At 60.4% G+C, this 22,149-nt stretch carries 22 protein-coding genes; 3 read left to right on the forward strand and 19 right to left on the reverse strand.

The window, feature by feature from the left end; translation table 11 throughout:
• Position 1: 1 nt before the first annotated feature.
• The 17 genes from hisB to B9Z43_RS13140 form a co-directional block, all read right to left on the reverse strand.
• Positions 2 to 592 carry an imidazoleglycerol-phosphate dehydratase HisB gene (hisB, locus tag B9Z43_RS13060; protein WP_108326382.1) on the reverse strand — a complete coding sequence of 197 codons (591 nt, stop codon included), beginning with the start codon at positions 590 to 592 and terminating at the stop codon, positions 2 to 4.
• The gene (gene hisC / locus B9Z43_RS13065; protein WP_108326383.1) at positions 589 to 1,674 is read right to left on the reverse strand and encodes a histidinol-phosphate transaminase; all 1,086 of its coding nucleotides are present in this window, start codon (positions 1,672 to 1,674) and stop codon (positions 589 to 591) included. Before hisC ends, hisB begins: the two co-directional genes overlap by 4 nt.
• On the reverse strand, positions 1,671 to 3,014 hold the full coding sequence (gene hisD / locus B9Z43_RS13070; RefSeq protein WP_108326384.1) for a histidinol dehydrogenase: 1,344 nt from the start codon (positions 3,012 to 3,014) through the stop codon (positions 1,671 to 1,673). Before hisD ends, hisC begins: the two co-directional genes overlap by 4 nt.
• A gap of 5 nt (positions 3,015 to 3,019) precedes the next feature.
• Positions 3,020 to 3,661 carry an ATP phosphoribosyltransferase gene (gene hisG, locus B9Z43_RS13075; protein ID WP_108326385.1) on the reverse strand — a complete coding sequence of 214 codons (642 nt, stop codon included), beginning with the start codon at positions 3,659 to 3,661 and terminating at the stop codon, positions 3,020 to 3,022.
• Positions 3,658 to 4,923, reverse strand: a complete 1,266-nt coding sequence (gene murA / locus B9Z43_RS13080; protein WP_108326386.1) for a UDP-N-acetylglucosamine 1-carboxyvinyltransferase — start codon at positions 4,921 to 4,923, stop codon at positions 3,658 to 3,660. Before murA ends, hisG begins: the two co-directional genes overlap by 4 nt.
• A 13-nt stretch (positions 4,924 to 4,936) precedes the next feature.
• A complete protein-coding gene (locus tag B9Z43_RS13085; RefSeq protein WP_108326387.1) occupies positions 4,937 to 5,179 on the reverse strand; it encodes a BolA family protein in 243 nt (80 codons plus the stop codon).
• A 5-nt stretch (positions 5,180 to 5,184) separates the two neighbouring features.
• A complete protein-coding gene (locus B9Z43_RS13090; RefSeq protein WP_108326388.1) occupies positions 5,185 to 5,940 on the reverse strand; it encodes an ABC transporter permease in 756 nt (251 codons plus the stop codon).
• Positions 5,937 to 6,866, reverse strand: coding sequence for an ABC transporter ATP-binding protein (locus B9Z43_RS13095; protein WP_108326389.1), 930 nt, complete (start codon positions 6,864 to 6,866; stop codon positions 5,937 to 5,939). The genes B9Z43_RS13090 and B9Z43_RS13095 overlap by 4 nt, the downstream gene beginning before the upstream one ends.
• A 93-nt stretch (positions 6,867 to 6,959) precedes the next feature.
• On the reverse strand, positions 6,960 to 7,241 hold the full coding sequence (locus tag B9Z43_RS13100) for a lipid asymmetry maintenance protein MlaB (protein WP_108326390.1): 282 nt from the start codon (positions 7,239 to 7,241) through the stop codon (positions 6,960 to 6,962).
• 20 nt (positions 7,242 to 7,261) lie between these two features.
• Positions 7,262 to 7,918 (reverse strand): phospholipid-binding protein MlaC, encoded by a 657-nt coding sequence (locus tag B9Z43_RS13105; RefSeq protein WP_108326391.1) that lies wholly within the window; start codon positions 7,916 to 7,918, stop codon positions 7,262 to 7,264.
• A gap of 62 nt (positions 7,919 to 7,980) precedes the next feature.
• Complete coding sequence (locus tag B9Z43_RS13110) at positions 7,981 to 8,700, reverse strand: VacJ family lipoprotein (RefSeq protein ID WP_233249971.1); 720 nt, start codon at positions 8,698 to 8,700, stop codon at positions 7,981 to 7,983.
• 8 nt (positions 8,701 to 8,708) lie between these two features.
• Positions 8,709 to 9,188 carry an outer membrane lipid asymmetry maintenance protein MlaD gene (gene mlaD, locus B9Z43_RS13115; protein ID WP_108326393.1) on the reverse strand — a complete coding sequence of 160 codons (480 nt, stop codon included), beginning with the start codon at positions 9,186 to 9,188 and terminating at the stop codon, positions 8,709 to 8,711.
• Positions 9,189 to 9,198: 10 nt separating this feature from the next.
• Positions 9,199 to 9,984 (reverse strand): lipid asymmetry maintenance ABC transporter permease subunit MlaE, encoded by a 786-nt coding sequence (gene mlaE, locus B9Z43_RS13120; protein WP_233249972.1) that lies wholly within the window; start codon positions 9,982 to 9,984, stop codon positions 9,199 to 9,201.
• Entirely contained in the window at positions 9,981 to 10,796 is an 816-nt protein-coding gene (locus tag B9Z43_RS13125; RefSeq protein ID WP_108326394.1) for an ABC transporter ATP-binding protein, read from the reverse strand. Before B9Z43_RS13125 ends, mlaE begins: the two co-directional genes overlap by 4 nt.
• Before the next feature lie 105 nt (positions 10,797 to 10,901).
• On the reverse strand, positions 10,902 to 12,383 hold the full coding sequence (locus B9Z43_RS13130; RefSeq protein ID WP_108326395.1) for a glutamate synthase subunit beta: 1,482 nt from the start codon (positions 12,381 to 12,383) through the stop codon (positions 10,902 to 10,904).
• A 29-nt stretch (positions 12,384 to 12,412) separates the two neighbouring features.
• Positions 12,413 to 17,107 carry a glutamate synthase-related protein gene (locus tag B9Z43_RS13135; protein WP_108326396.1) on the reverse strand — a complete coding sequence of 1,565 codons (4,695 nt, stop codon included), beginning with the start codon at positions 17,105 to 17,107 and terminating at the stop codon, positions 12,413 to 12,415.
• A gap of 135 nt (positions 17,108 to 17,242) precedes the next feature.
• Positions 17,243 to 17,935: a transposase gene (locus B9Z43_RS13140; protein ID WP_108326397.1), complete on the reverse strand. Its 693-nt coding sequence runs from the start codon at positions 17,933 to 17,935 to the stop codon at positions 17,243 to 17,245.
• Between the two features lie 111 nt (positions 17,936 to 18,046).
• On the opposite strand from B9Z43_RS13140, the gene B9Z43_RS13145 reads away from it, so the two are divergent.
• From B9Z43_RS13145 to B9Z43_RS13155, 3 genes are read left to right on the forward strand one after another with little or no spacing between them, the layout of a single operon-like run.
• Positions 18,047 to 19,402 (forward strand): acyclic terpene utilization AtuA family protein, encoded by a 1,356-nt coding sequence (locus tag B9Z43_RS13145; RefSeq protein ID WP_108326398.1) that lies wholly within the window; start codon positions 18,047 to 18,049, stop codon positions 19,400 to 19,402.
• 1 nt (position 19,403) lies between these two features.
• Complete coding sequence (locus tag B9Z43_RS13150; protein ID WP_108326399.1) at positions 19,404 to 19,706, forward strand: hypothetical protein; 303 nt, start codon at positions 19,404 to 19,406, stop codon at positions 19,704 to 19,706.
• Between the two features lie 28 nt (positions 19,707 to 19,734).
• Entirely contained in the window at positions 19,735 to 20,700 is a 966-nt protein-coding gene (locus tag B9Z43_RS13155; protein WP_108326400.1) for a tripartite tricarboxylate transporter substrate binding protein, read from the forward strand.
• A gap of 8 nt (positions 20,701 to 20,708) precedes the next feature.
• On the opposite strand, the gene B9Z43_RS13160 is transcribed toward B9Z43_RS13155, so the two are convergent.
• Complete coding sequence (locus B9Z43_RS13160; protein ID WP_108326401.1) at positions 20,709 to 21,581, reverse strand: SAM-dependent methyltransferase; 873 nt, start codon at positions 21,579 to 21,581, stop codon at positions 20,709 to 20,711.
• Positions 21,578 to 22,141: a DUF1415 domain-containing protein gene (locus B9Z43_RS13165; protein ID WP_108326402.1), complete on the reverse strand. Its 564-nt coding sequence runs from the start codon at positions 22,139 to 22,141 to the stop codon at positions 21,578 to 21,580. The genes B9Z43_RS13160 and B9Z43_RS13165 overlap by 4 nt, the downstream gene beginning before the upstream one ends.
• Positions 22,142 to 22,149 lie beyond the last annotated feature (8 nt).

Consider the following 22,149-nt stretch of genomic DNA (forward strand, 5'->3'; position numbering starts at 1 on the left):
GTCAGAGGCTGCCTTTGGTGGAAGGGATCACACCCGCCGAGCGGGAATCGAGTTCAAGCGCAGCGCGAATGGCTCGTGCGAAGGCCTTGAAGATGGTCTCGCACTGGTGGTGCGCATTCACACCCTTGAGGTTGTCAATATGCAGCGTGCACAGGGCATGGTTCACAAAGCCCTGGAAGAACTCGTACACCAGCTGGGTGTCAAGCGAGCCCAATGAGCCAGAGGTGAAGTTCACATCCATGTGCAGACCGGGGCGACCGGAAAAGTCCACCACCACGCGGCTCAAAGCTTCATCGAGCGGCACATAGGCATGGCCATAACGGCGGATGCCTTTTTTGTCGCCAATGGCCTGAGCAAAGGCTTGGCCCAAGGTGATGCCGATGTCTTCCACCGTGTGGTGGCCGTCGATGTGCAGGTCGCCTTCGCAAGCGATGTCCAAATCGATCAAACCGTGGCGGGCGATCTGGTCGAGCATGTGGTCCAGAAAACCGATGCCGCTGGCCAATTTGGCTTGCCCCGTGCCGTCCAGGTTGATGGCGACGCGGATGTTCGTCTCGGCCGTCTTGCGGGTCACATTTGCTGTGCGGTTCATAAGGAGACTTTCAAAGCGGCAAGGAGTTGGTCGTTTTCTGCGGCGGTGCCGACCGTCAGGCGCAAGCAGTTGGCCAGCAGTGGGTGCATTTTAGAAACGTTCTTGATCAGCACTTTGTGCGACTTCAAACCTTCAAAGGTTTTGGCCGCATCGGGCACGCGGGCCAGGATCATGTTGGCTTCGCTGGGGAAAGGCTGCACGCCGGGCAAGGCGGCCAGCTCTTTCAAGAGGCGGGCACGCTGCTCGCGCAGTTCTTTGGCTTGCGCGGCAAACACCTCGGCATGCTCCAGCGCAAACAGGGCGCACTCGTAATTGAGCACGCTGATGTTGTAGGGCGGGCGCACCTTGTCGATCTCGGCCACCAAAGCCTTGGGGCCCACCATGTAGCCCAAGCGCACACCGGCCAGGCCAAACTTGCTCAGCGTGCGCATGAGCAAAACGTGCGAGTGGCGCGTGATGCGGTCCATGTAGCTCTTGCTGGCAAAAGGCTGGTAGGCCTCGTCCATGACCACCAGGCCGCCTTGCGCGCCCTGGGCCTGCACGATCTTTTCGATCGTGTCGTCGCTCCAGAGGTTGCCTGTGGGGTTGTTGGGGTAAGCCAGGTAGACGATGGACGGCTTGTGCTCGGCAATGGCGGCCAGCATGGCGGCTTCGTCGAGCTCAAAGTCGGCCGTGAGCGGCACGCCGTGGAAAGCCAAGCCTTGCAACTGGGCGCTCATGGCATACATGACAAAGCCCGGCAAAGGCGACAGGATGGAAGCGCCGGGCACATCGCAGGCCATGGCCAACAAAGAGATCAATTCGTCCGAGCCGTTGCCCAGCATGATGTCAAAGCCTTCGGGCATGCCTGCGTAACTTGTCAGCGCATGGCGCAGGTCATTCACACGGCCATCGGGGTAGCGGTTCAAGGCCAAAGCGCCCAGTCGCTCGCCCAATGACTTTTGCAAATCGGCGGGCAGACGGTGCGGGTTCTCCATCGCGTCGAGCTTGACCATGCCCACCGAATCCTGGATGGCGTACGCGTGCATGGACTGCACGTCTTGGCGGATGCGTTGCATGAGTTGGGGGCTGACGTTGCTCATTTCGGGTCTCGCATCGGGGGCACAGGGTTCAAACGGAGTTCGGCGGCGCGGGCGTGGGCTTGCAGGCCTTCGCCATAAGCCAGCTCGGCGGCAATGTGGCCCAGTGGCTGTGCACCCGCTTCGCTCACCTCAATCAGGCTGCTGCGCTTTTGAAAGTCATAAACGCCCAGCGGCGACGAGAAGCGCGCCGTGCCGCTGGTGGGCAGCACGTGGTTGGGGCCAGCGCAGTAGTCGCCCAGCGATTCGCTGGTGAACGCGCCCAAGAAGATGGCCCCCGCGTGGCGCAGCAGCGGCTCCCAGCGGTGCGGGTCGCGGCTGGAGACTTCGAGGTGCTCGGGCGCGATGCGGTTGCTGATGGCGCAGGCTTCTGCCATGTCGCGGGTCAGGATCAAAGCGCCCCGGTCGTTGAGCGATTTGGCGATGATCTCGCGGCGCGGCATCTCGGGCAGCAAGCGGTCAATGGCAGCTTGCACTTCGGCAATGTAGGCAGCATCAGGACACAGCAAAATGCTTTGCGCCAGCTCGTCATGCTCGGCCTGGCTAAAGAGGTCCATCGCCACCCAGTCGGCGGGTGTGGTGCCGTCGGCCAGCACCAGAATTTCAGATGGGCCAGCGATCATGTCGATGCCCACGGTGCCAAAGACGCGCTTTTTGGCGCTGGCCACATAGGCGTTGCCCGGGCCGGTGATTTTGTCCACTTTGGGGATGGTGGCCGTGCCATAGGCCAGCGCCGCCACGGCTTGCGCACCACCCACGGTGAAGGCACGGCTCACGCCCGCGACACAGGCGGCGGCCAGCACCAGCGGGTTGCGCACACCGTTGGGCGTGGGCACGACCATGATGATTCCTTGCACACCCGCCACATGGGCCGGAATCGCGTTCATCAACACCGACGAGGGGTAAGCGGCTTTGCCACCGGGCACGTAAATGCCCACGCGGTCGAGTGGCGTGACTTTTTGCCCGAGCAAGGTGCCGTCTTCGTCGCGGTAAGACCAGCTTTCGCCCGATGCTTTCTTTTGCGCTTCGTGGTACTTGCGCACACGGGCGGCGGCCGCTTGCAGGGCTTCGCGCTGCACGGCGGGCAGGCTGTCCAAAGCGGCTTGCAGCTCGGCTTGGGTGATCTCCAAGGCCTTCACGTCGACGGCTTGCAGGCTGTCAAAACGCTGGGTGTACTCGAGCACAGCCGCGTCGCCGCGCTGTTGCACATCGGCCAGGATGTCGGCCACGCGCTGCTCGATGGCGGCGTCGGTGTCAGCAGACCAATGCAGGCGGGCCGCAAAGGCCGCTTCAAAACCGGCATCCGCCGTGTTCAGTTGCAAAGGTTTGGCTTGCAGGCCCATGTTGTTCAGTCTTTCTTCACCGCGCCCGCAAAGGCGTCGATGATGGCGCGGATCGGTGCTTGCTTGAGTTTGAGCGCGGCCTGGTTCACGACCAAGCGCGAGCTGATGTCCATGATGCGTTCGACTTCAACCAAATGGTTGGCCTTGAGCGTGTTGCCGGTGGACACCAAGTCGACGATGGCGTCGGCCAGCCCTGTGAGAGGGGCCAGTTCCATGCTGCCGTAGAGCTTGATCATGTCCACGTGCACACCCTTGGTGGCAAAGAAGTCGCGGGCAATCGTGGTGTATTTGGTCGCCACCTTCAGGCGCGCGCCCGTGCGCACCTGCGCGGCGTAGTCGTAGTCGGCACGCACCGCCACGCTCATGCGGCATTTGGCGATGTTCAGGTCCAGCGGCTGATACAGGCCTTGGCCGCCGTGCTCGATCAGGGTATCGAGCCCGGTCACACCCAGGTCGGCGCCACCGTATTCCACATAAGTGGGCACGTCGCTGGCGCGCACCAGCACCACGCGCACATTGGCCTGGTTGGTGGGCAAGATCAGCTTGCGGGATTTCTCGGGGTCTTCCAGCACCTCGATGCCTGCGGCTTTGAGCAGCGGCAAGGTTTCGTCAAAGATGCGTCCTTTGGACAGGGCCAGCGTGATCATTTCACTCTTTCGATGTCGGCGCCCACGGCGCGGAGTTTGGCTTCCATGCGGTCATAGCCGCGGTCCAAGTGGTAGATGCGGTCGACGATGGTTTCACCTTCGGCCACGAGCCCGGCGATCACGAGGCTCGCCGATGCACGCAAGTCGGTCGCCATCACAGTGGCGCCTGAGAGCTTTTCCACCCCTTCGATCACCGACACCTTGCCGTCGATCTGGATGTGCGCACCCAGGCGCACCAGCTCGTTGACGTGCATGAAGCGGTTTTCGAAAATGGTTTCGGTCACTTTGCTCGCGCCTTGCGAGATGCAGTTCAGCGCCATGAACTGCGCCTGCATATCGGTCGGAAAGCCTGGGTATTCGGTGGTGCGAAAGCTCTGGGCCTTCAAACGGCCTTCGGACTTCACGCGGATGAAATCGGCCCCTGCTTCGATGGTCGCACCCGCATCACGCAGTTTGTCGATGACCGCGTCCAGATGGTCAGCTCGGCCATGGCGCAAGACCACGTCACCACCCGTGGCTGCCACCGCACACAAAAAAGTACCGGCTTCAATCCGATCGGCCACCACCTGGTGCTCGCAACCGTGCAAGCGCTCTATACCCTGGATGCGGATCTTGCTGGTGCCGTGGCCTTCGATCTTGGCTCCCATCTTGATGAGCATCTCGGCCAAGTCGGTGATTTCGGGCTCCTGCGCTGCGTTTTCGAGCACCGTCTCGCCCTCGGCCAAAGCCGCAGCCATCATGAAGTTTTCAGTGCCGGTCACGGTGACCATGTCTGTCGTGATGTGGGCCCCCTTGAGACGCGTGCGGCCTGCAGGCAAGCTGGCCAGCATGTAACCATGTTCGACCGTGATTTCGGCGCCCATGGCCTGCAAGCCCTTGAGGTGCTGGTCCACTGGGCGCGAACCGATGGCGCAACCACCGGGCAAGGACACCTTGGCCCGGCCAAAACGGGCAAGCAAGGGGCCCAGTGCCAGCACCGAAGCGCGCATGGTTTTCACGAGCTCATAAGGTGCTTCAGGGTTGTTCAAACCACCCGCGTCAAGTGTGACGCGACCGTCTTCATGGTGCTCTGCCGTCACACCCATGTTGCGGATCAGCTTGAGCATGGTGGCCACGTCCTGCAGGCGCGGCACATTGACCAAGGTGACCGGCTCGGCGCTGAGCAAGGCGGCGCACAACTCAGGCAAGGCTGCATTTTTAGCGCCGGCCACATCCAGCACGCCGTGGAGGCGATTGCCGCCGCGAATTTTCAGTTTATCCATGTTCTTGTCAAGCTCAGCGAGGCAATGCCGCCCATTCGGCGGGGGTGTAGGTTTTCATCGACAAGGCATGCACCTCGTCGGTCTGGATTTTTTGACCCAAGGTCGCATACACCTTTTGGTGGCGCGCGATCAGACGCAGTCCTGTAAATGCTTCGGACACGACCACCGCGCTCCAGTGGCGCCCGTCCCCATCGACCTCCAGGTGCGTACAGGCCAGACCGGCAGCGATGATGGAACGAAGTTGCTCTGCATTCATGGTGTTCAGCTCCGGATCTTGTAGCCGGTGCGCAAAAGGTGAAGGGTCACGCCACTGACCAGGGCCAAGGCCGTGGCCACCACGCCCAGGCTTGTCCAGGGCGACACATCGCTCTGTCCAAAAAAGCCGTAACGGAAACCGTCGATCATGTAGAAAAACGGGTTGAGGTGGCTCAGCTGCTGCCAGAAAGCGGGCAGCGAATGGATGGAATAAAACACGCCCGACAAAAAGGTCATGGGCATGATGATGAAGTTCTGGAAAGCGGCCATCTGGTCAAACTTCTCAGCCCAAAGACCGGCAATGACCCCCAAAGCCCCCATCATGGCCGCGCCCATGATGGCAAAAGCCAAAATCCACAAGGGGTAGACGAACTGGATATTGACCATCCAGCCGGTGATGACGAACACGCCCAGGCCCACGGCCAGGCCACGCACCACCGAAGAGCCCACATAGGCCACAAACCAGCTGCGGTGCGACAGGGGGGTGAGCAACAAAAACACGAGGTTGCCCATGATCTTGCTTTGCACCAGGCTGGACGAGCTGTTGGCAAAGGCGTTTTGCAACACACCCATCATGATGAGACCCGGCAGCAAGAACGAGGTGTAGGCCACCTGGTCGTACACCTTGACGTGGTCTTCGAGCACATGGCCGAAGATCAGCATGTAGAGCACAGAGGTCAACACCGGCGCTGCGATGGTCTGAAAAGCGACTTTCCAAAAGCGCAGGACTTCTTTGTAAAGCAGGGTTTGCCAACCTGTCATTTCTTGGCTCCAGACTGGTTGCGGTTCATCACTTCGAGGAACACGTCTTCCAGATCGGCCTGGCGAATCTCGACGTCTTCGGCCACCAGACCCGCTGATCGCACCGTGTTCAGGCAGGTCTCAATGTCCAGCGCATTGTTGACAGGGACCTGCACGATGCGGCCTGTGACACGCGCCACAGCAGCCACCGCAGTGGGCAACTCGCCATCGAGCTTGAAGCGCAGCACCTGGCTGGTGGCGGACTTGAGCAAGACCGATGTTTTCTCCAGCGCCACCATCTCGCCGCGCTTGAGCATGGCGATGCGGCCGCACAAGGCCTCGGCCTCTTCGAGGTAGTGGGTGGTCAACAAGACGGTGTGGCCTTGTTTGTTGAGTTTGGCAATGAACTGCCAAAGTGTTTGACGCAGTTCAACGTCCACGCCCGCCGTGGGCTCGTCCAGAACAATCACACGCGGCTTGTGCACCAAGGCCTGCGCCACCAGCACACGCCGCTTCATGCCGCCCGAGAGCTGGCGCATGTTGGCATGGGCTTTGTCGGTCAAGCCCAGGCTGTCGAGCAGCTCGTCAATCCAAGCGTCGTTTTTCTTGACGCCGAAATAACCCGACTGGATTTTCAGGGATTCGCGGACGGTGAAAAAAGGGTCAAACACCAGCTCTTGCGGGACCACACCCAACAAGCGGCGTGCGGCTGCGTAATCGCTCTGCACATTGTGGCCATGCACCAGAACCTGCCCTTGGCTGGCACGGGTCAAGCCTGCCAGGATGCTGATCAAGGTGGTCTTGCCAGCGCCATTGGGGCCCAGCAAACCAAAGAACTCGCCCTCTTCAACTTCAAAGCTGACCTGATCGAGCGCACGGAATGCGGCAGCGCCCGCCTGTTTGGCAGGGTAGGTTTTCGAGACGGTTTGAAATGAGAGCGCAGACATGGGAGGGGCTTATTTTAAGTGCTGGCCCACATGAAGGCGGCTCAATGGCCTGGAACAAGGCAAAAAGAGAGGGGATTTGACCCCAAAACAAGCTCAGGCAGGCTGCAAAAGGTCGAGCACGCCGTACAAAGTGGCCAATTCGCTCAAACGGGCCGACATGCCCTCGACCAAGACCGAACGCCCTTGGGCCTTTGCCACACGACGCAAGCCCAACAAAACAGCCAAGGCCGACGAGTCAAAGTCGCTGAGCGCGGAGGCGTCGACCAACACGGGCTCTGGCTCAGACGCTTGCGATTGAAGCTGACGGATCCACTGTGACAAGCACGCATCGGCTTGCTCATGCATCAAACTGGGCGGCAACTTCAAAGCATTCATGGTCTCGACTCCAGCGTGGATCAAGAATTGCGGGCATTGGACTTGTTGCGCGCCGCCAGACTGGCGATCAGCGCATCAATGCCGCCTGCATTGATTTCCTTGGTGAATTGGGTGCGGTAGTTCTCGATCAACCAAACGCCGAGCACGTTCAGGTCAAAAATCATCCAACCAGCACCTTCGCCTGGTGTTTTTTCCAGACGGTAATCGAGCTGGATCGGATCGCCCTTGCCGCGCACCTCGGTATTGACCACCAAGTTCTTGTCTTCCTGTCCACCACGCAAGGGCTTGACCACCACCACCTGGTCGCTGACCTGACTGAGTGCGCCGGCATAGGTGCGGACCAACAAAATTTTGAATTCGTCTTGCAAGCGTTTTTGCTGCTCGGGCGTGGCTTTGCGCCAAGCAGGGCCGGTCGCCAAAGACGTCATGCGGCGGAAGTTCACATGCGGCATGAGCTTGTCATCGACCAGTTGCGTCAATTTGTTCACATCGCCATTGCGCAGGGCTTTGTCGGCTTTGATGATGTCCAGCGTTTCATTGGTGATGCGTTTGATGAACACTTCAGCGGCCTCATCGGCGGCCCAAGCGGCACCGGTCGATGACATCACAGCAGCTGCGAAGGCCGCACCCAAAATCTGGCGGCGGTTCAATGAAAAGAGGGCAATTGAATTCTTCATGCGGAAACTATAAGGGCGATTGAACAAGCGCTTGTGAGCAACTGTAACGAGGCCAAATGCACTCACTGAGCATCGACATCGCTGTAATCAAAACTGGACGGCGGGTTGCCGTCATACACATCGTTTTCCCGCTTTTGCAAATAGGCGTCGCGAACAAACGAGTAAGGATCGAGTGAGGCTTCTTTGACCGTGTCCACGGTTTTGAGCAAACTGGCACGCACGTCCACGATGCGAACGGCGGTCAGGCTGCTGCGCGTGGCTTGATCGCTGAACTGACGCGTTGCATCGCCTTGGTAATCCACAGGGAATGTCAGACCGTCACGCAAGGTCGAAGGCCCCAAGATGGGCAGCACCACATAGGGCCCCGGCTTCACACCCCAATGGCCCAAGGTTTGTCCAAAATCTTCCTTGTGCCGCTCCAGACGCATTTCTGTCGCAATGTCGAGCAAGCCACCCAAGCCAAACACGGTGTTCACCGTCACACGCATGAAGCTCTCTGCCGCATGCTGGCCTTTCAACTGCATGGCACTGTTGGCCATGGACCAGACATCGCCCAAATTGCTCACGACATTGTGCAAACCGGTTCGCACAAAACTGGGAACCACATTCACATAAATTTGTGCAACGGGTTTGATGGCCAGCGTGTCGACGGCATCGTTGAAGTTGTAAACGCTGCGGTTCATCGACTCCCATGGATCGCGTGCATCAGCGCTCTTGACGCTGGCACAACCTTGCAAGGACAACAACGCGACCGCAGCCAAGCCTGCAAGCCAGCGCTTCATCTCTGGACTCATGGCTTGCTGCCTTCCGTCTTGGGTTTTTCAGCTTGGCTGTAAAGAAACTGGCTGATCAGGTTTTCCAGGATCACCGCCGACTGTGTGGAACCGATCTTGTCGCCTGCAGCTAGGTTCTTTTCATCGGCGCCGGGCGCAATGTCGAGGTACTGCTCACCCAACAGGCCGCTGGTGAGGATCTTGAGCGAGCTGTCTTGAGGAAATTGGTTTTCCGATTGCAAAGCCAAAATGACTTTGGCCTGGAAAGACTCACCATCGAAGGCAATGGTCTTGACACGACCCACCACCACGCCTGCGCTCTTGACGGCAGCACCCGGCTTGAGGCCACCGATGTTGTCGAATTTGGCGCTGACTTCGTAGTCCGAACGGAAATTCAAGCTCAGCAAATTGGCCGACTTGAGCGCCAGAAACAGCACGGCCACTGCGCCCAGCAAGACAAACAAACCCACCCAAATATCATTTTTTGAACGCTGCATGTCGTCCTCCTCAAATGCTGAACATCATCGCGGTGAGGATGAAGTCCAGACCCAAAACCGACAAAGAAGAAACCACCACACTGCGGGTGGTGGCACTGGCCACCCCCTCGGGGGTGGGCTTGGCCACATAACCTTGCAACAAGGCGATGAAGGTCACGGCCACACCGAACACAATGCTCTTGACGATGCCGTTGCCAACATCCTTGAACACATCCACGCCACCTTGCATCTGGCTCCAGAACGAGCCCGCATCGACACCGATGAGCAGCACCCCCACCACATAGCCACCGAAAATACCGACGGCGCTGAACACTGCCGTGAGCAAAGGCAAAGCGATCACGCCGCCCATGAAGCGGGGCGCCAAAATGCGTTGCACCGGATCAACGGCCATCATCTCCAATGCGGTGAGCTGCTCACCCGCGCGCATCAAACCGATCTCGGCCGTGAGCGATGCACCGGCGCGGCCTGCGTACAAAAGGGCCGCAACCACGGGACCCAATTCACGCACCAGACTGAGTGCGACCAGCAAACCCAAAGCCTCTGCCGAGCCATAGCGCTGCAAGGTGTAGTAACCCTGCAAGCTGAGCACGAAGCCCACAAACAAACCCGACACCGTGATGATGGCCAGCGAATAGTTGCCCAAAAAATGCACCTGGTCACGCACCAAGCCAAAGCGCTTGAGCGCCGCCCCCGACATCTTGAGCAGCTTGAAAAACAAACGGGCGCCAAAGCCCCAATCGGCCAAGGCCTCACGGGTGGCCGCGCCCAATGCACCCAGCATCTGGATCACATTCATGCAGACCTCCGGTCGTAATCTTCGGCAGCGGTCGGTGCGGGGTAGTGGAAAGGCACAGGCCCATCGCTGAGCGCATGCACAAACTGGTGGATCAGGGGGTCGGTGCTCGCACGCAACTCAGCAGGCGTGCCTTGCGCGGCCAGGCCGCCATTGGCCAAGATCACCACATGGTCGGCGATCTCGAAGGTTTCGGTCACATCGTGCGAGACGATCACGCTGGTGATGCCCAAGCTGTCGTTCAGGCGGCGAATCAAACGCGCCGCTGTGCCCAAGGAAATCGGATCCAGACCCGCAAAGGGCTCGTCGTACATGATCAGGTCGGGATCGAGCGCAATGGCGCGTGCCAAGGCCACACGGCGGCTCATGCCACCGGAAATTTCGGACGGTTTCAGATCCCGTGCGCCACGCAAACCCACCGCATCGAGCTTCATGAGCACGATGTCGCGGATCAGGTCCTCCGACAAAGTCGTGTGCTCCCGCAAGGGGAACGCCACGTTGTCGAACACGCTCATGTCGGTGAACAAGGCACCAAACTGGAACAACATGCCCATGCGACGGCGTGCGGCGTACAGCTCGGTTTGCTGCATGCGGCCCACATCATGGCCATCCAGCAGCATTTGTCCCTGCTGCGCCCGGATTTGCCCACCAATGAGGCGAAGCACGGTGGTCTTGCCACCACCCGAGACACCCATCAGGGCCGTGACTTGGCCGCGCGGGATTTTGAAACTCAGATTTTTCAAAATCAAACGCTCACCGTAGCCAAAGCTCAGGTCACGCAGTTCAACGAGGGTGGATGGATTGGGCGTATTCATGAAAAAGCAAGAGCCGGGAAAACCGGCTCTTGTGATCTTAGCGAACCAAAGTGAACACAATGTAAACCTTGGTGTTCTAGGGATTGTACCTAGAACGAAATGGCCTCAACGGGGCAAGTCGCTTTGCCCCATCAGGAACTCGTCCACCGCGCGTGCGGCTTGACGGCCTTCACGGATGGCCCACACGACCAAAGACTGGCCACGGCGCATGTCACCGGCGGCGAACACTTTGTTCACGTTGGTGGCGTAGCCGCCTGTGAAGTCGGTGCTGGCTTTGGCGTTGCCACGGGCGTCTTTGTCGATGCCGAAGGCGTCGAGCACGGTGGCGACCGGGTTGGTGAAGCCCATGGCCAGCAAAACCATGTCGGCTTTGTATTCTTTCTCGGTGCCGGGCACTTCGACCATCTTGCCGTCTTTGAACTCGACATGCACGGTCTTCAGGCCGGTGAGCTTGCCTTTTTCACCGATGAACTCTTTGGTGGAAATGGCGAACTCACGTTGCAACAGGCCTTTTTCGGCACTCTCGTCGTGGCTGGAGCTGGTGCGCAGCTTCATGGGCCAGTAGGGCCAGACCATCAGCTTGTTTTCTTTTTCGGGTGGCTCGGGCATCACCTCGAACTGGGTCACGCTGACAGCACCGTGGCGTGTGCTGGTGCCCACGCAGTCGCTGCCGGTATCGCCGCCGCCGATCACGATGACGTTTTTGCCGTCCGCACGCAGTTGGCCCTTGAGCTTGTCGCCCGCGTTGACCTTGTTTTGCTGGGGCAGGAACTCCATCGCAAAGTGCACACCGTCCAGCTCGCGGCCGGGCACGGGCAGGTCACGTGACTGCTCGGAGCCGCCGGTGAGCAGCACGGCGTCGAAGTCTTTCTTGAGCTGCTCGGCGCTGACGGTTTCCTTGGCCCAGTTGGTGACCTTGGAGTCTTTTGGCCATTCGCCCACCAGCACGCTGGTGCGGATCTTCACGCCTTCGGCTTCGAGCTGCTTGACGCGGCGGTCGATGTGCGTTTTCTCCATCTTGAAGTCAGGGATGCCGTAACGCAGCAAACCACCGACGCGGTCGTTCTTTTCGAACAAGGTCACGTCGTGGCCAGCGCGGGCCAGCTGCTGCGCAGCGGCCAGGCCTGCAGGGCCTGCGCCGATCACGGCGACTTTCTTGCCCGTCTTGACTTTGGCGGGACGGGGTGTGACCCAGCCTTCGGCCCAGGCGCGGTCGATGATGGCGTGCTCGATCGACTTGATGCCCACGGCGTCGCCGTTGAAGTTGACCACGCAAGCGGCTTCGCAAGGTGCGGGGCAGATGCGGCCGGTGAACTCGGGGAAGTTGTTGGTGCTGTGCAGCACCTCGATCGCGTTCTTCCAGTCGCCGTGGTACACGAGGTCGTTGAAGTCCGGGATGATGTTGTTGACGGGGCAGCCGTTGTTGCAAAACGGTGTACCGCAGTCCATGCAACGTGCGCCCTGGGTTTTGGCTTGCTCTTCGGTCAGACCGATCACGAATTCGCCGTAGTTTTTCAAACGCTCGGTGACGGGCTTGTAGCCCTCTTCGATGCGCTCAAATTCCATGAAGCCTGTGACTTTTCCCATGATGTTTCCTTCGATTCTTGACTTGGGGCTCAGGCGGCCACAGGCTTTGCGGCCTTGGCTGCTTTGCGGGCGTTGATTTCACCCAGAGCACGCTTGTATTCGTTCGGGAACACCTTCACGAACTTGGCGCGGGCCGTGGCCCAGTTGTCCAGCAACTCGCGGGCGCGCTGGCTGCCGGTCCACTTGACATGGTCTTCCAGCAGTTTCTTCAGCTGCGCTTCGTCAGCTTGGTCACGGTGCCAGACATTGCGGTCAATCTGTGCTTCCTGCTCGGCCACCGACAGCACCTTTTCCATGCTGACCATGGCGGTGTTGCAGCGCGAAGCGAACTCGCCGTCTTCGTCGTAGACATAAGCGATACCACCGCTCATGCCCGCGCCAAAGTTGCGGCCGGTCTTGCCCAGCACGGCCACCGTGCCGCCGGTCATGTATTCACAACCGTGGTCGCCCGTGCCCTCGACCACCGCCGTGGCACCCGACAGGCGCACAGCGAAACGCTCGCCAGCCACGCCAGCGAAGAAGGCCTCACCGGTGGTCGCACCGTACATGACGGTGTTGCCCACGATGATGTTTTGCGAGGCCACGCCACGGAAGTCCAGGCTCGGGCGCACCACCACGCGGCCACCCGACAAGCCCTTGCCGGTGTAGTCGTTGGCTTCGCCGATCAGGTACAGCGTGATGCCGTTGCACAAGAAAGCGCCAAACGACTGACCGCCTGTGCCTTCGAGCTGGATGCGGATGGTGTCGTCAGGCAGACCTTCGGGGTGCACCTTGGTCACCGCGCCGGACAACATGGCACCGACCGAGCGGTTCACGTTGCGGGCAGCTTCCATGAACTGCACTTTTTCGCCCTTGTCGATGGCAGCGCGGCTCTTGGCGATCAGCACATTGTCCAAGGCCTTGGCCAGACCGTGGTCTTGGGTTTGCACGTGGCGCACGTCGGCGTCCATCGTGACTTGCGGCACGGCCAGCAAGCGGCCGAAGTCCAGACCGCGGGCCTTCCAGTGGCTCACGCCAGCACGCATGTCGAGCAGATCGGCACGGCCCACCAGGTCGTCAAATTTGGCAATGCCCAGCTGGGCCATGATCTGACGCACTTCTTCAGCGATGAAGAAGAAGTAGTTCACGACGTGCTCAGGCTTGCCGGTGAACTTCTTGCGCAGGGCGGGGTCCTGTGTGGCCACGCCCACGGGGCAGGTGTTCAGGTGGCACTTGCGCATCATGATGCAGCCCTCGACCACCAGCGGAGCGGTGGCAAAGCCGAATTCATCCGCGCCCAGCAAGGCGCCAATGGCGACGTCGCGGCCGGTCTTCATCTGGCCATCGGCCTGCACACGGATGCGTCCACGCAGGCCGTTGAGCACCAGGGTCTGCTGGGTTTCGGCCAAACCGATTTCCCAAGGCGAGCCCGCGTGCTTGACCGAGGACCAAGGCGAAGCGCCCGTGCCACCGTCGTGACCGGCGATCACGACGTGGTCGGCCTTGCACTTGGCCACACCGGCAGCAATCGTGCCGACGCCGATTTCAGACACGAGCTTGACGCTGATGTCGCTGTGCGGCGCGACGTTCTTCAGGTCGTGGATCAGCTGGGCCAAGTCCTCGATCGAGTAGATGTCGTGGTGTGGTGGTGGCGAAATCAGGCCCACACCGGGCACCGAGTGGCGCAGCTTGCCGATGTATTCGGAGACCTTGCCGCCGGGCAGCTGGCCACCTTCACCGGGCTTGGCGCCTTGGGCCATCTTGATCTGGATCTGGTCAGCGCTGGACAGGTATTCGGCAGTGACACCGAAACGGCCCGAAGCGACTTGCTTGATGCGCGAACGCAGCGAGTCACCGGCCAGCAAAGGCAGGTCCACTTCGACGTTGGCTTCGCCGATCACGCTCTTCAAAGAGTCGCCCAATTTGATCGGGATGCCCTTGAGTTCGTTGCGGTAACGGTTGGCGTCTTCACCGCCTTCGCCGGTGTTGCTCTTGCCGCCGATGCGGTTCATGGCCACGGCCAAAGTGGCGTGCGCTTCGGTGGAGATCGAACCCAGCGACATCGCGCCGGTGGCGAAACGCTTGACGATCTCGGCCGCAGGCTCGACCTGCTCCAGCGGGATGGCCTTGGAAGGGTCGATCTTGAACTCGAACAGACCGCGCAGCGTCATGTGGCGCTTGCTTTGGTCGTTGATGATCTGCGCGTATTCCTTGTAGGTGCTGAAGTTGTTGGCACGGGTGGAGTGCTGCAACTTCGCGATCGCGTCAGGGGTCCACATGTGTTCTTCGCCACGGGCACGCCAAGCGTATTCACCACCCGCGTCCAGCATGGTGGCCAGCACAGGATCGTCACCAAAGGCTGCGGCGTGCATGCGGAAGGCTTCTTCGGCGATTTCAAACACGCCGATGCCGCCCACGCGGCTGGGCGTGCCGGTGAAGTACTTGTTGATGGTTTCGGTGTTGATGCCAATGGCTTCAAACAACTGCGCACCGCAGTAGGACATGTAGGTCGACACGCCCATCTTGGACATGATCTTGGACAGGCCCTTGCCGATCGCCTTGACGTAGTTGTAGATGGCCTTCTCTGCCGACAAATCGCCGGGCAGCTCTTTGTGCAAAGCGGCCAGGGTTTCCATGGCCAGGTAGGGGTGCACAGCTTCGGCACCAAAACCTGCCAACACGGCAAAGTGGTGCACTTCGCGGGCGGTACCCGTTTCGACCACCAAGCCAGCCGTCGTGCGCAGGCCTTCGGTCACCAAGTGCTGGTGGATGGCCGACAGGGCCAGCAGTGCGGGCACAGCCACTTGGGTGGCGTTCACGCCACGGTCGCTGATGATCAGGATGTTGTGGCCGCCTTTGATGGCGTCCACGGCTTCAGCGCACAGCGAGGCCAGCTTGGCTTCCACGCCTTCGCGGCCCCACATCGCGGGGTAGGTGATGTCCAGCGTGGCGCTCTTGAACTTGCCCTTGGTGGCTTGCTCGATGTTGCGCAGCTTGGCCATGTCGGCGAAGTCCAGGATCGGCTGGCTGACTTCCAGACGCATCGGTGGGTTAACCTGGTTGATGTCCAACAGGTTCGGCTTGGGGCCGATGAAGGACACCAGCGACATCACGATCGCTTCGCGGATCGGGTCGATCGGCGGGTTGGTCACTTGCGCGAACAACTGCTTGAAGTAGTTGTACAGCGGCTTGTTCTTGTCGGACAGCACGGCCAGCGGGCTGTCGTTGCCCATGGAGCCAATGGCTTCTTCACCGGCAGAGGCCATGGGGGCCAGCAAGAACTTGATGTCTTCTTGTGTGGTGCCAAAGGCTTGTTGCAGGTCGAGCAAAGCCACATCAGCAGCGGGCGCTTGCACTGGGGCAGCGGCCACGTCGTCGAGCTTGATGCGCAGGTTCTCGATCCACTGCTTGTAAGGCTTGGCGCTGGCCAAACCGGCCTTCAACTCTTCGTCGTTGATCATGCGGCCTTGTTCCAGATCGATCAGGAACATCTTGCCGGGCTGCAGACGCCATTTGCGCACGATCTTGCTTTCGGGGATCGGCAGAACGCCGGTTTCCGAACCCATGATGACCATGTCGTCGTCGGTGATGATGTAGCGCGAAGGGCGCAGGCCGTTGCGGTCCAACGTGGCGCCAATCTGGCGGCCGTCGGTGAACACGATCGATGCGGGGCCATCCCATGGCTCGAGCATCGCAGCGTGGTATTCGTAGAAGGCCTTGCGGCGCTCGTCCATGGTGGTGTGCTGTTCCCACGGCTCGGGAATCATCATCATCACGGCCTGGCTGATGGGGTAGCCCGCCATCGTCAGCAATTCCAGGCAGTTGTCAAAAGTGGCGGTGTCGGACTGACCGGCGAAGCTGATGGGGTAGAGCTTTTGCAGGTCAGCAGCCAGCACGGGCGAAGACATCACGCCTTCGCGGGCCTTCATCCAGTTGTAGTTGCCCTTGACGGTGTTGATCTCGCCGTTGTGCGCCACATAGCGGTAAGGGTGGGCCAATGGCCACTCGGGGAAGGTGTTGGTGGAGAAGCGCTGGTGCACCAGGCCCAGAGCCGAAACGCAACGCTCGTCTTGCAAGTCCAGATAGTAGGTGCCCACTTGATCAGCCAACAGCAGGCCCTTGTAGACCGCGGTGCGGCTGGACATGCTGGGGATGTAGTACTCGTTGCTGTGCGTCAGGTTCAGCGCCTGGATGGCGGCGCTGGCGGTCTTGCGGATCACGTACAGCTTGCGCTCCAGCGCGTCTTGCACGATCACATCGGCGCCGCGGCCGATGAAGATCTGGCGCATGATCGGCTCTTTTTCGCGCACGCGGGGCGACATGGGCATCTCGCGGTTGACCGGCACATCGCGCCAGCCGAGCACCACCTGGCCTTCGGCCTTGACAGCGCGTTCCAACTCTTGCTCGCAGGCCATGCGTGAAGCGTGTTCCTTGGGCAGAAAGACCATGCCCACGCCGTACTCACCGAAAGGCGGCAGGTTGATGCCCTGCTTGGCCATCTCTTCGCGGTACAACGCGTCGGGCAGCTGGATCAGGATACCGGCACCATCGCCCATGAGCGCGTCGGCACCCACAGCACCCCGGTGGTCCAGGTTTTCAAGAATCTTGAGGGCCTGCGTCACGATCGCATGGGTCTTGTGACCTTTGATGTGCGCGACAAAACCGACACCACATGCATCGTGTTCATTGGCCGGGTCATACAGACCGGTGGATTGGAAATGTTCTTTATCGGCTGCCGTGGACATGGCGCACTCCTAGGGTTTTTACGCAGGGGGACGAGTTTACTGCACTGCAGCAACCATGCCAAGACAATTAATTGGGGTCAGATCCCAATTAATTTGAATTTCTTTTTCGGTTGAGATTAATTGGGGACAGATTCATCACTCTGTCTTTTTGAAAGGCCGTCCCGCCCTGGCTGGCAAGAGCCTGCGCGGCGTGGACTGCTGCAACTCTTGCACAAACTGGGGGGAACCCATGGCCCATCCCGACAAGGCACTTTTGGTGAGTTGGTCTTTTTCCGATGCCGCCAACCCTGTGTGAACCAGTTCGAGGTAGGCCGCTTCACGCGCAAATGGCGTATTGCCCAGGCCCCAAAACAGGGCGTGTGGCGTCACCAATTTGTCGCTCACCTGCCCAATACAGTGCCTGTGGCTGGACCATTTGAAGTCGGCCGCCTGCGCCACCATGCCGGCACGCACCGGGTTCAGATCGATGTAGACCATGCAAGCCAAAAGATAGCGCTCACTCTCAATCAAATTGCTGCGGTAACGGCCTTCCCACAAAGTGCCGGTCCGCTGATGGCGCAAATTGAAGTAACGCACATAACTGCGCCCCACGGCTTGCATGAGTTTGGGTACACCTTCATCCGTTTCAGGCGTGGCCAGCAAATGGAAATGGTTGTCCATGATCACGTACGCATGAATGGCCACTTTGAAAATCGCCGCTTGCTCACCCAGCAGCGTCAGCATTTTTTCCCGGTCAGCGTCATCACGCACGATGGCCTGGCGGTCATTGCCGCGCTGGATGACGTGGTGCGGATAAGCGGCGACGGTGAGGCGGGGTTGGCGGGCCATTGGTTGCGAGGAACGGTCAAAAGAAACAGTTTAATTGGACTCTGACCCCAATTAAATCAAAACGCCATGCTCGTGACTGACACCGATGGTTTTTGGCTTTAGGCTCAGCGCATGAACTCAAGAACTTTACGCATCGGCACGGGAGCGGGCTACGCGGGCGACCGCATCCCGCCTGCGGTGGAGCTGGCCGAGAAGGGGCAGCTGGACTATCTGGTTTTTGAATGCTTGGCTGAGCGCACGATTGCGCTGGCTCAGCTCGAACGCAGCCAGCATCCCGATCGCGGCTTTGACCCCATGCTGGCCGATCGCATGCGGGCAGTGCTCAAACCCTGTATGGACAACGGCACCCGCATCATCAGCAACATGGGCGCAGCCAACCCTTTGCAAGCCGGGCACGCGGTGCTGGCCATCGCGCGCGAGCTGGGTCTGCGGCAGGTCAAGGTGGCTGTGGTGCTGGGCGACGATGTGCTGACCACGCTGACGGCAGGCCACCTTTCGCTGCCCGTGCTTGAATCGAGCCAAACCCTGGCCGACCTGCAGCCGCAGCTGATCTCGGCCAACGCCTATCTGGGCGCTGAGGCCTTGCTGCCCGCCTTGCAGACCGACGCCCACGTCATCATCACCGGCCGCGTGGCCGACCCTGCCCTGTTCCTCGCGCCCTTGATCCACCACTTTGGCTGGGCGCTGGACGACTGGGCGCGCCTGGGCAAAGGCGTGCTGGTCGGGCATTTGCTCGAATGCGCGGCGCAGATCACCGGTGGCTACTTTGCCGACCCGGGTTTCAAGGACGTACCCCACATGGCCCGGCTGGGCTTTCCGCTGGCCGAGGTCAGCGCCTCGGGCGATGCCGTCATCACCAAGGTGACGGGCTCGGGCGGTTGCGTCACGGTGGCCACGTGCACCGAACAATTGCTCTACGAAATCGAAAACCCCGCACGCTATCTGCAGCCCGATGTGGTGGCCGATTTTTCACAGGTGCAGCTCACGCAGATCGGCCCTGACCGCGTGCAGGTCACGGGCGGCAACGGCAGCCCACGCACCGAGACGCTGAAAGTCACCCTGGGTTACCGCGATGGCTTCATCGGCGAGGGACAAATCTCTTACGCAGGCCCGGGCGCACTGGCACGCGGGCAACTGGCGCTCGATCTGGTGCGCACGCGGCTGGCCGATGCAGGCTACGCACAGCACGAAGGCCGCTATGACCTGATCGGCGTCAACGCCATCGCGGGCGAACCGATCACACACACAGAACCGGCCGAAGTGCGCGCCCGCGTGGCGCTGCGCGTGCCCACGCAGCGTGAGGCTCAGCACGTGGCGCATGAAGTTGAAGCGCTTTACCTCAACGGCCCGGCGGGCGGCGGTGGCGCCACGCACTCGGTGCGCGAAGTCATCGCCGCTGCGGCCGTGCTGATGCCCCGCAGCGCGGTGCACACGCGCACCGCGCTGCTCAACACCGAAGGACTCTGACATGCTGCTGCGCGACATCGCCCACACCCGCACCGGAGACAAGGGCAACCGCTCCACCCTGTCGGTGATTGCCTACGACCCCAAAGACTTTGCCCTGCTCGAAAAAGCGCTCACGCCTGAGCGAGTGCGCCAGCACTATGCAGGCATCGTGCACGGCCCGGTCGAACGCTACAGCCTGCCCCAGCTGGGCGCGCTCAACTTCGTCATGCACCAGGCCTTGGGCGGCGGCGTGACCCGTTCGCTGGCACTGGACGCCCACGGGAAATGCCTGAGTGCCAAACTGCTGAGCCTTGTGATTGAATAAGCCCAGACCCTTGAACCAGGAACGACCCATGAAGACCATCCATCTCGCCACCTTGCTGACCGCTGCGCTGCTGGCCACCGCCACAGCCCACGCGCAAAGCTACCCGAGCAAACCCATCAAGGCCATCGTGCCTTTTGCGGCGGGCAGCGCCACCGACCAGATCGGCCGCGCCTTTGTGCAGAAAATGTCCGAGCAACTGGGTCAGCCCATCATCATCGAGAACAAGGCCGGCGTGAACGGCATGTTGGGTGCCGACGCCGTGGCCAAAGCCGCACCCGATGGCTACACCCTGATGGTCGGCACCAACAGCACCAATGCCGCACTCAAGAGCCTGATGAAAAAGCTGCCCTACGACCAGGACACGGCTTTTGCGCCCATTGGCTACATGGGATCGGTGCCCCTGATCATCACGGTCAACAACGACGTGCCCGCCAAAAACCTCAAGGAGCTGGTCGCCTTGGCGAAGGCCAAACCGACACAGCTCACCTTTGCCAGCGCCAGCACATCGCAACGCGTCTCAACCGAAGTGCTGATGAGCATGTCGGGCATCCAAATGACGCATGTGCCCTACAAGAGCGGGCCTGCGGCCATGACCGACTTGATCGGCGGGCAAGTGAATTTGTTCTCCGCCGACTTTGCGGTGACATTGCCGCAAGTCAAAGCGGGCAAGATCCGCGGCCTGGCCGTCACATCCATGCAGCGCTCCAAGGCCATCCCCGAGCTGCCCACCGTGAACGAAGCCCTGGGCCTGAAAGACTACGAACTGATCGCCTACTTTGCGATGTTCGCACCGGCGGGCACCCCTGCCGACGTGATCGCCAAGCTGAACAAGGCCCTGAACGCCGCAGCCAACGACAAAGACATCCAAGAGAAGTTCGCAGCCATTGGTTTTGAAACCGCCCCCGGCACCCCAGAAGCCCTGGCCCAGCGCAACAAGGCCGAAACCGTCAAATGGGCAAAGGCGATTCGTGACGCGAAAATCGAAGCAGAGTGACTCTCCACTCAGACGGGCGACACATCCAGGGCTGGATAACGGTGCTTGAGCATGGCTTCCAGTCCAAACTCTTTGAGCAGCGCTTGTAAGCGTTCCGCAGCTGAACGCTTTTTCTGCCCGGTGTACTTGGCCAAAATCAGCTCGTTCTTCATCGAGTGCTCCCAACCCACCAGCTCGGTCACAGTGACGGCGTAGCCCTGTGACTCCAGGTACAGGCAGCGCAGCACGTTGGTGAGTTGGCTGCCCACTTCGCGCGTGTGCAGGGGGTGGCGCCAGAGTTCGGCCAGAGGCGTGCGCTGCAGGTTCAGCGCCTTGTTCTGGTTGAGGGCCCGGGCCAGCTCGGCCTGGCAGCAAGGCACCAACACCATGTATTGGGCTTTCTTTTGAAGGCCAAAGGCGATGGCATCGTCGGTCGCGGTGTCGCAAGCGTGCAGCGCGGTGACCACGTCGATCTGCTCGGGCAGCTCGGCGCTTTGCGTCGACTCGGCCACGCTCACATTCAAAAACCGCATGCGCTCAAAGTGCAGCCGCTCGGCCAGCGCTTGTGACGACGCCACCAGCTCACTGCGGGTCTCAATGCCATAAATCGTGCCCCGACCCAGCGCTTTGAAAAACAGGTCGTAAATGATGAAACCCAGGTAGGACTTGCCCGCGCCGTGGTCGGCCAACGTGGGGCCGCTGTCGCTGGCGGGCAGCTCCAGCAGCAGTTTTTCGATGAATTGGAACAGGTGGTAAACCTGCTTGAGCTTGCGGCGCGAGTCCTGGTTGAGCTTGCCGTCGCGGGTGAGGATGTGCAGTTGCTTGAGCAGCTCGACCGATTGACCAGGGCGCACTTCGGGCGGCAAGGCCTGGCTGTCAATAGCCTGTGTTTTTTTCTTCATGGCGTGGGCCCCACATCCAGTTCCTTCCAGCCATCCAGCCCCAGCTTTTCCATCGTCGCCATATTCGTTTCGTAAATCATCTCGGCTTCAGGGAACGCTTCGACCGCCCGGTCGATGCTGGCTTCGCGGATCAGGTGCAGCGTGGGGTAAGGCGAGCGGTTGGTGAAGTTGGTGATGTCGTCCGGCTCGGTGTCCGCAAACTGGAAGTCCGGGTGAAAACTCGCGATCTGAAATTCACCTTCCAAGTCGAGCTCTTGCAACACCGCATCGGCTTCATCCAGAAAGTCGTTGAACTCCAAAAAATCGCGCAGCATCTGCGGCACGATCAGCAGCACGGTCTCTCGCTCTTCGGCAGGCAGAACGGCCAACGCCTGGAGTTGTTCGATCAGTTCGTCACGCAGGCCTTCGAGACCTTTGGCTTCGCTGACGGCGTAATGGATCTGGCCTTTGACGTGCGGGGCCTTGGCAAAGGGGCAAAGGTTCAGGCCGATCACGGCGCGCTCCAGCCAGCGCACGGTGTCGGCAATTTCGATGTGTGGTGTGGGAGAAATCTCGGTCATGCGTCGAT

Origin of the sequence: Limnohabitans sp. MMS-10A-192, assembly GCF_003063335.1 — a bacterium.
GTDB lineage: Bacteria > Pseudomonadota > Gammaproteobacteria > Burkholderiales > Burkholderiaceae_C > Limnohabitans_A.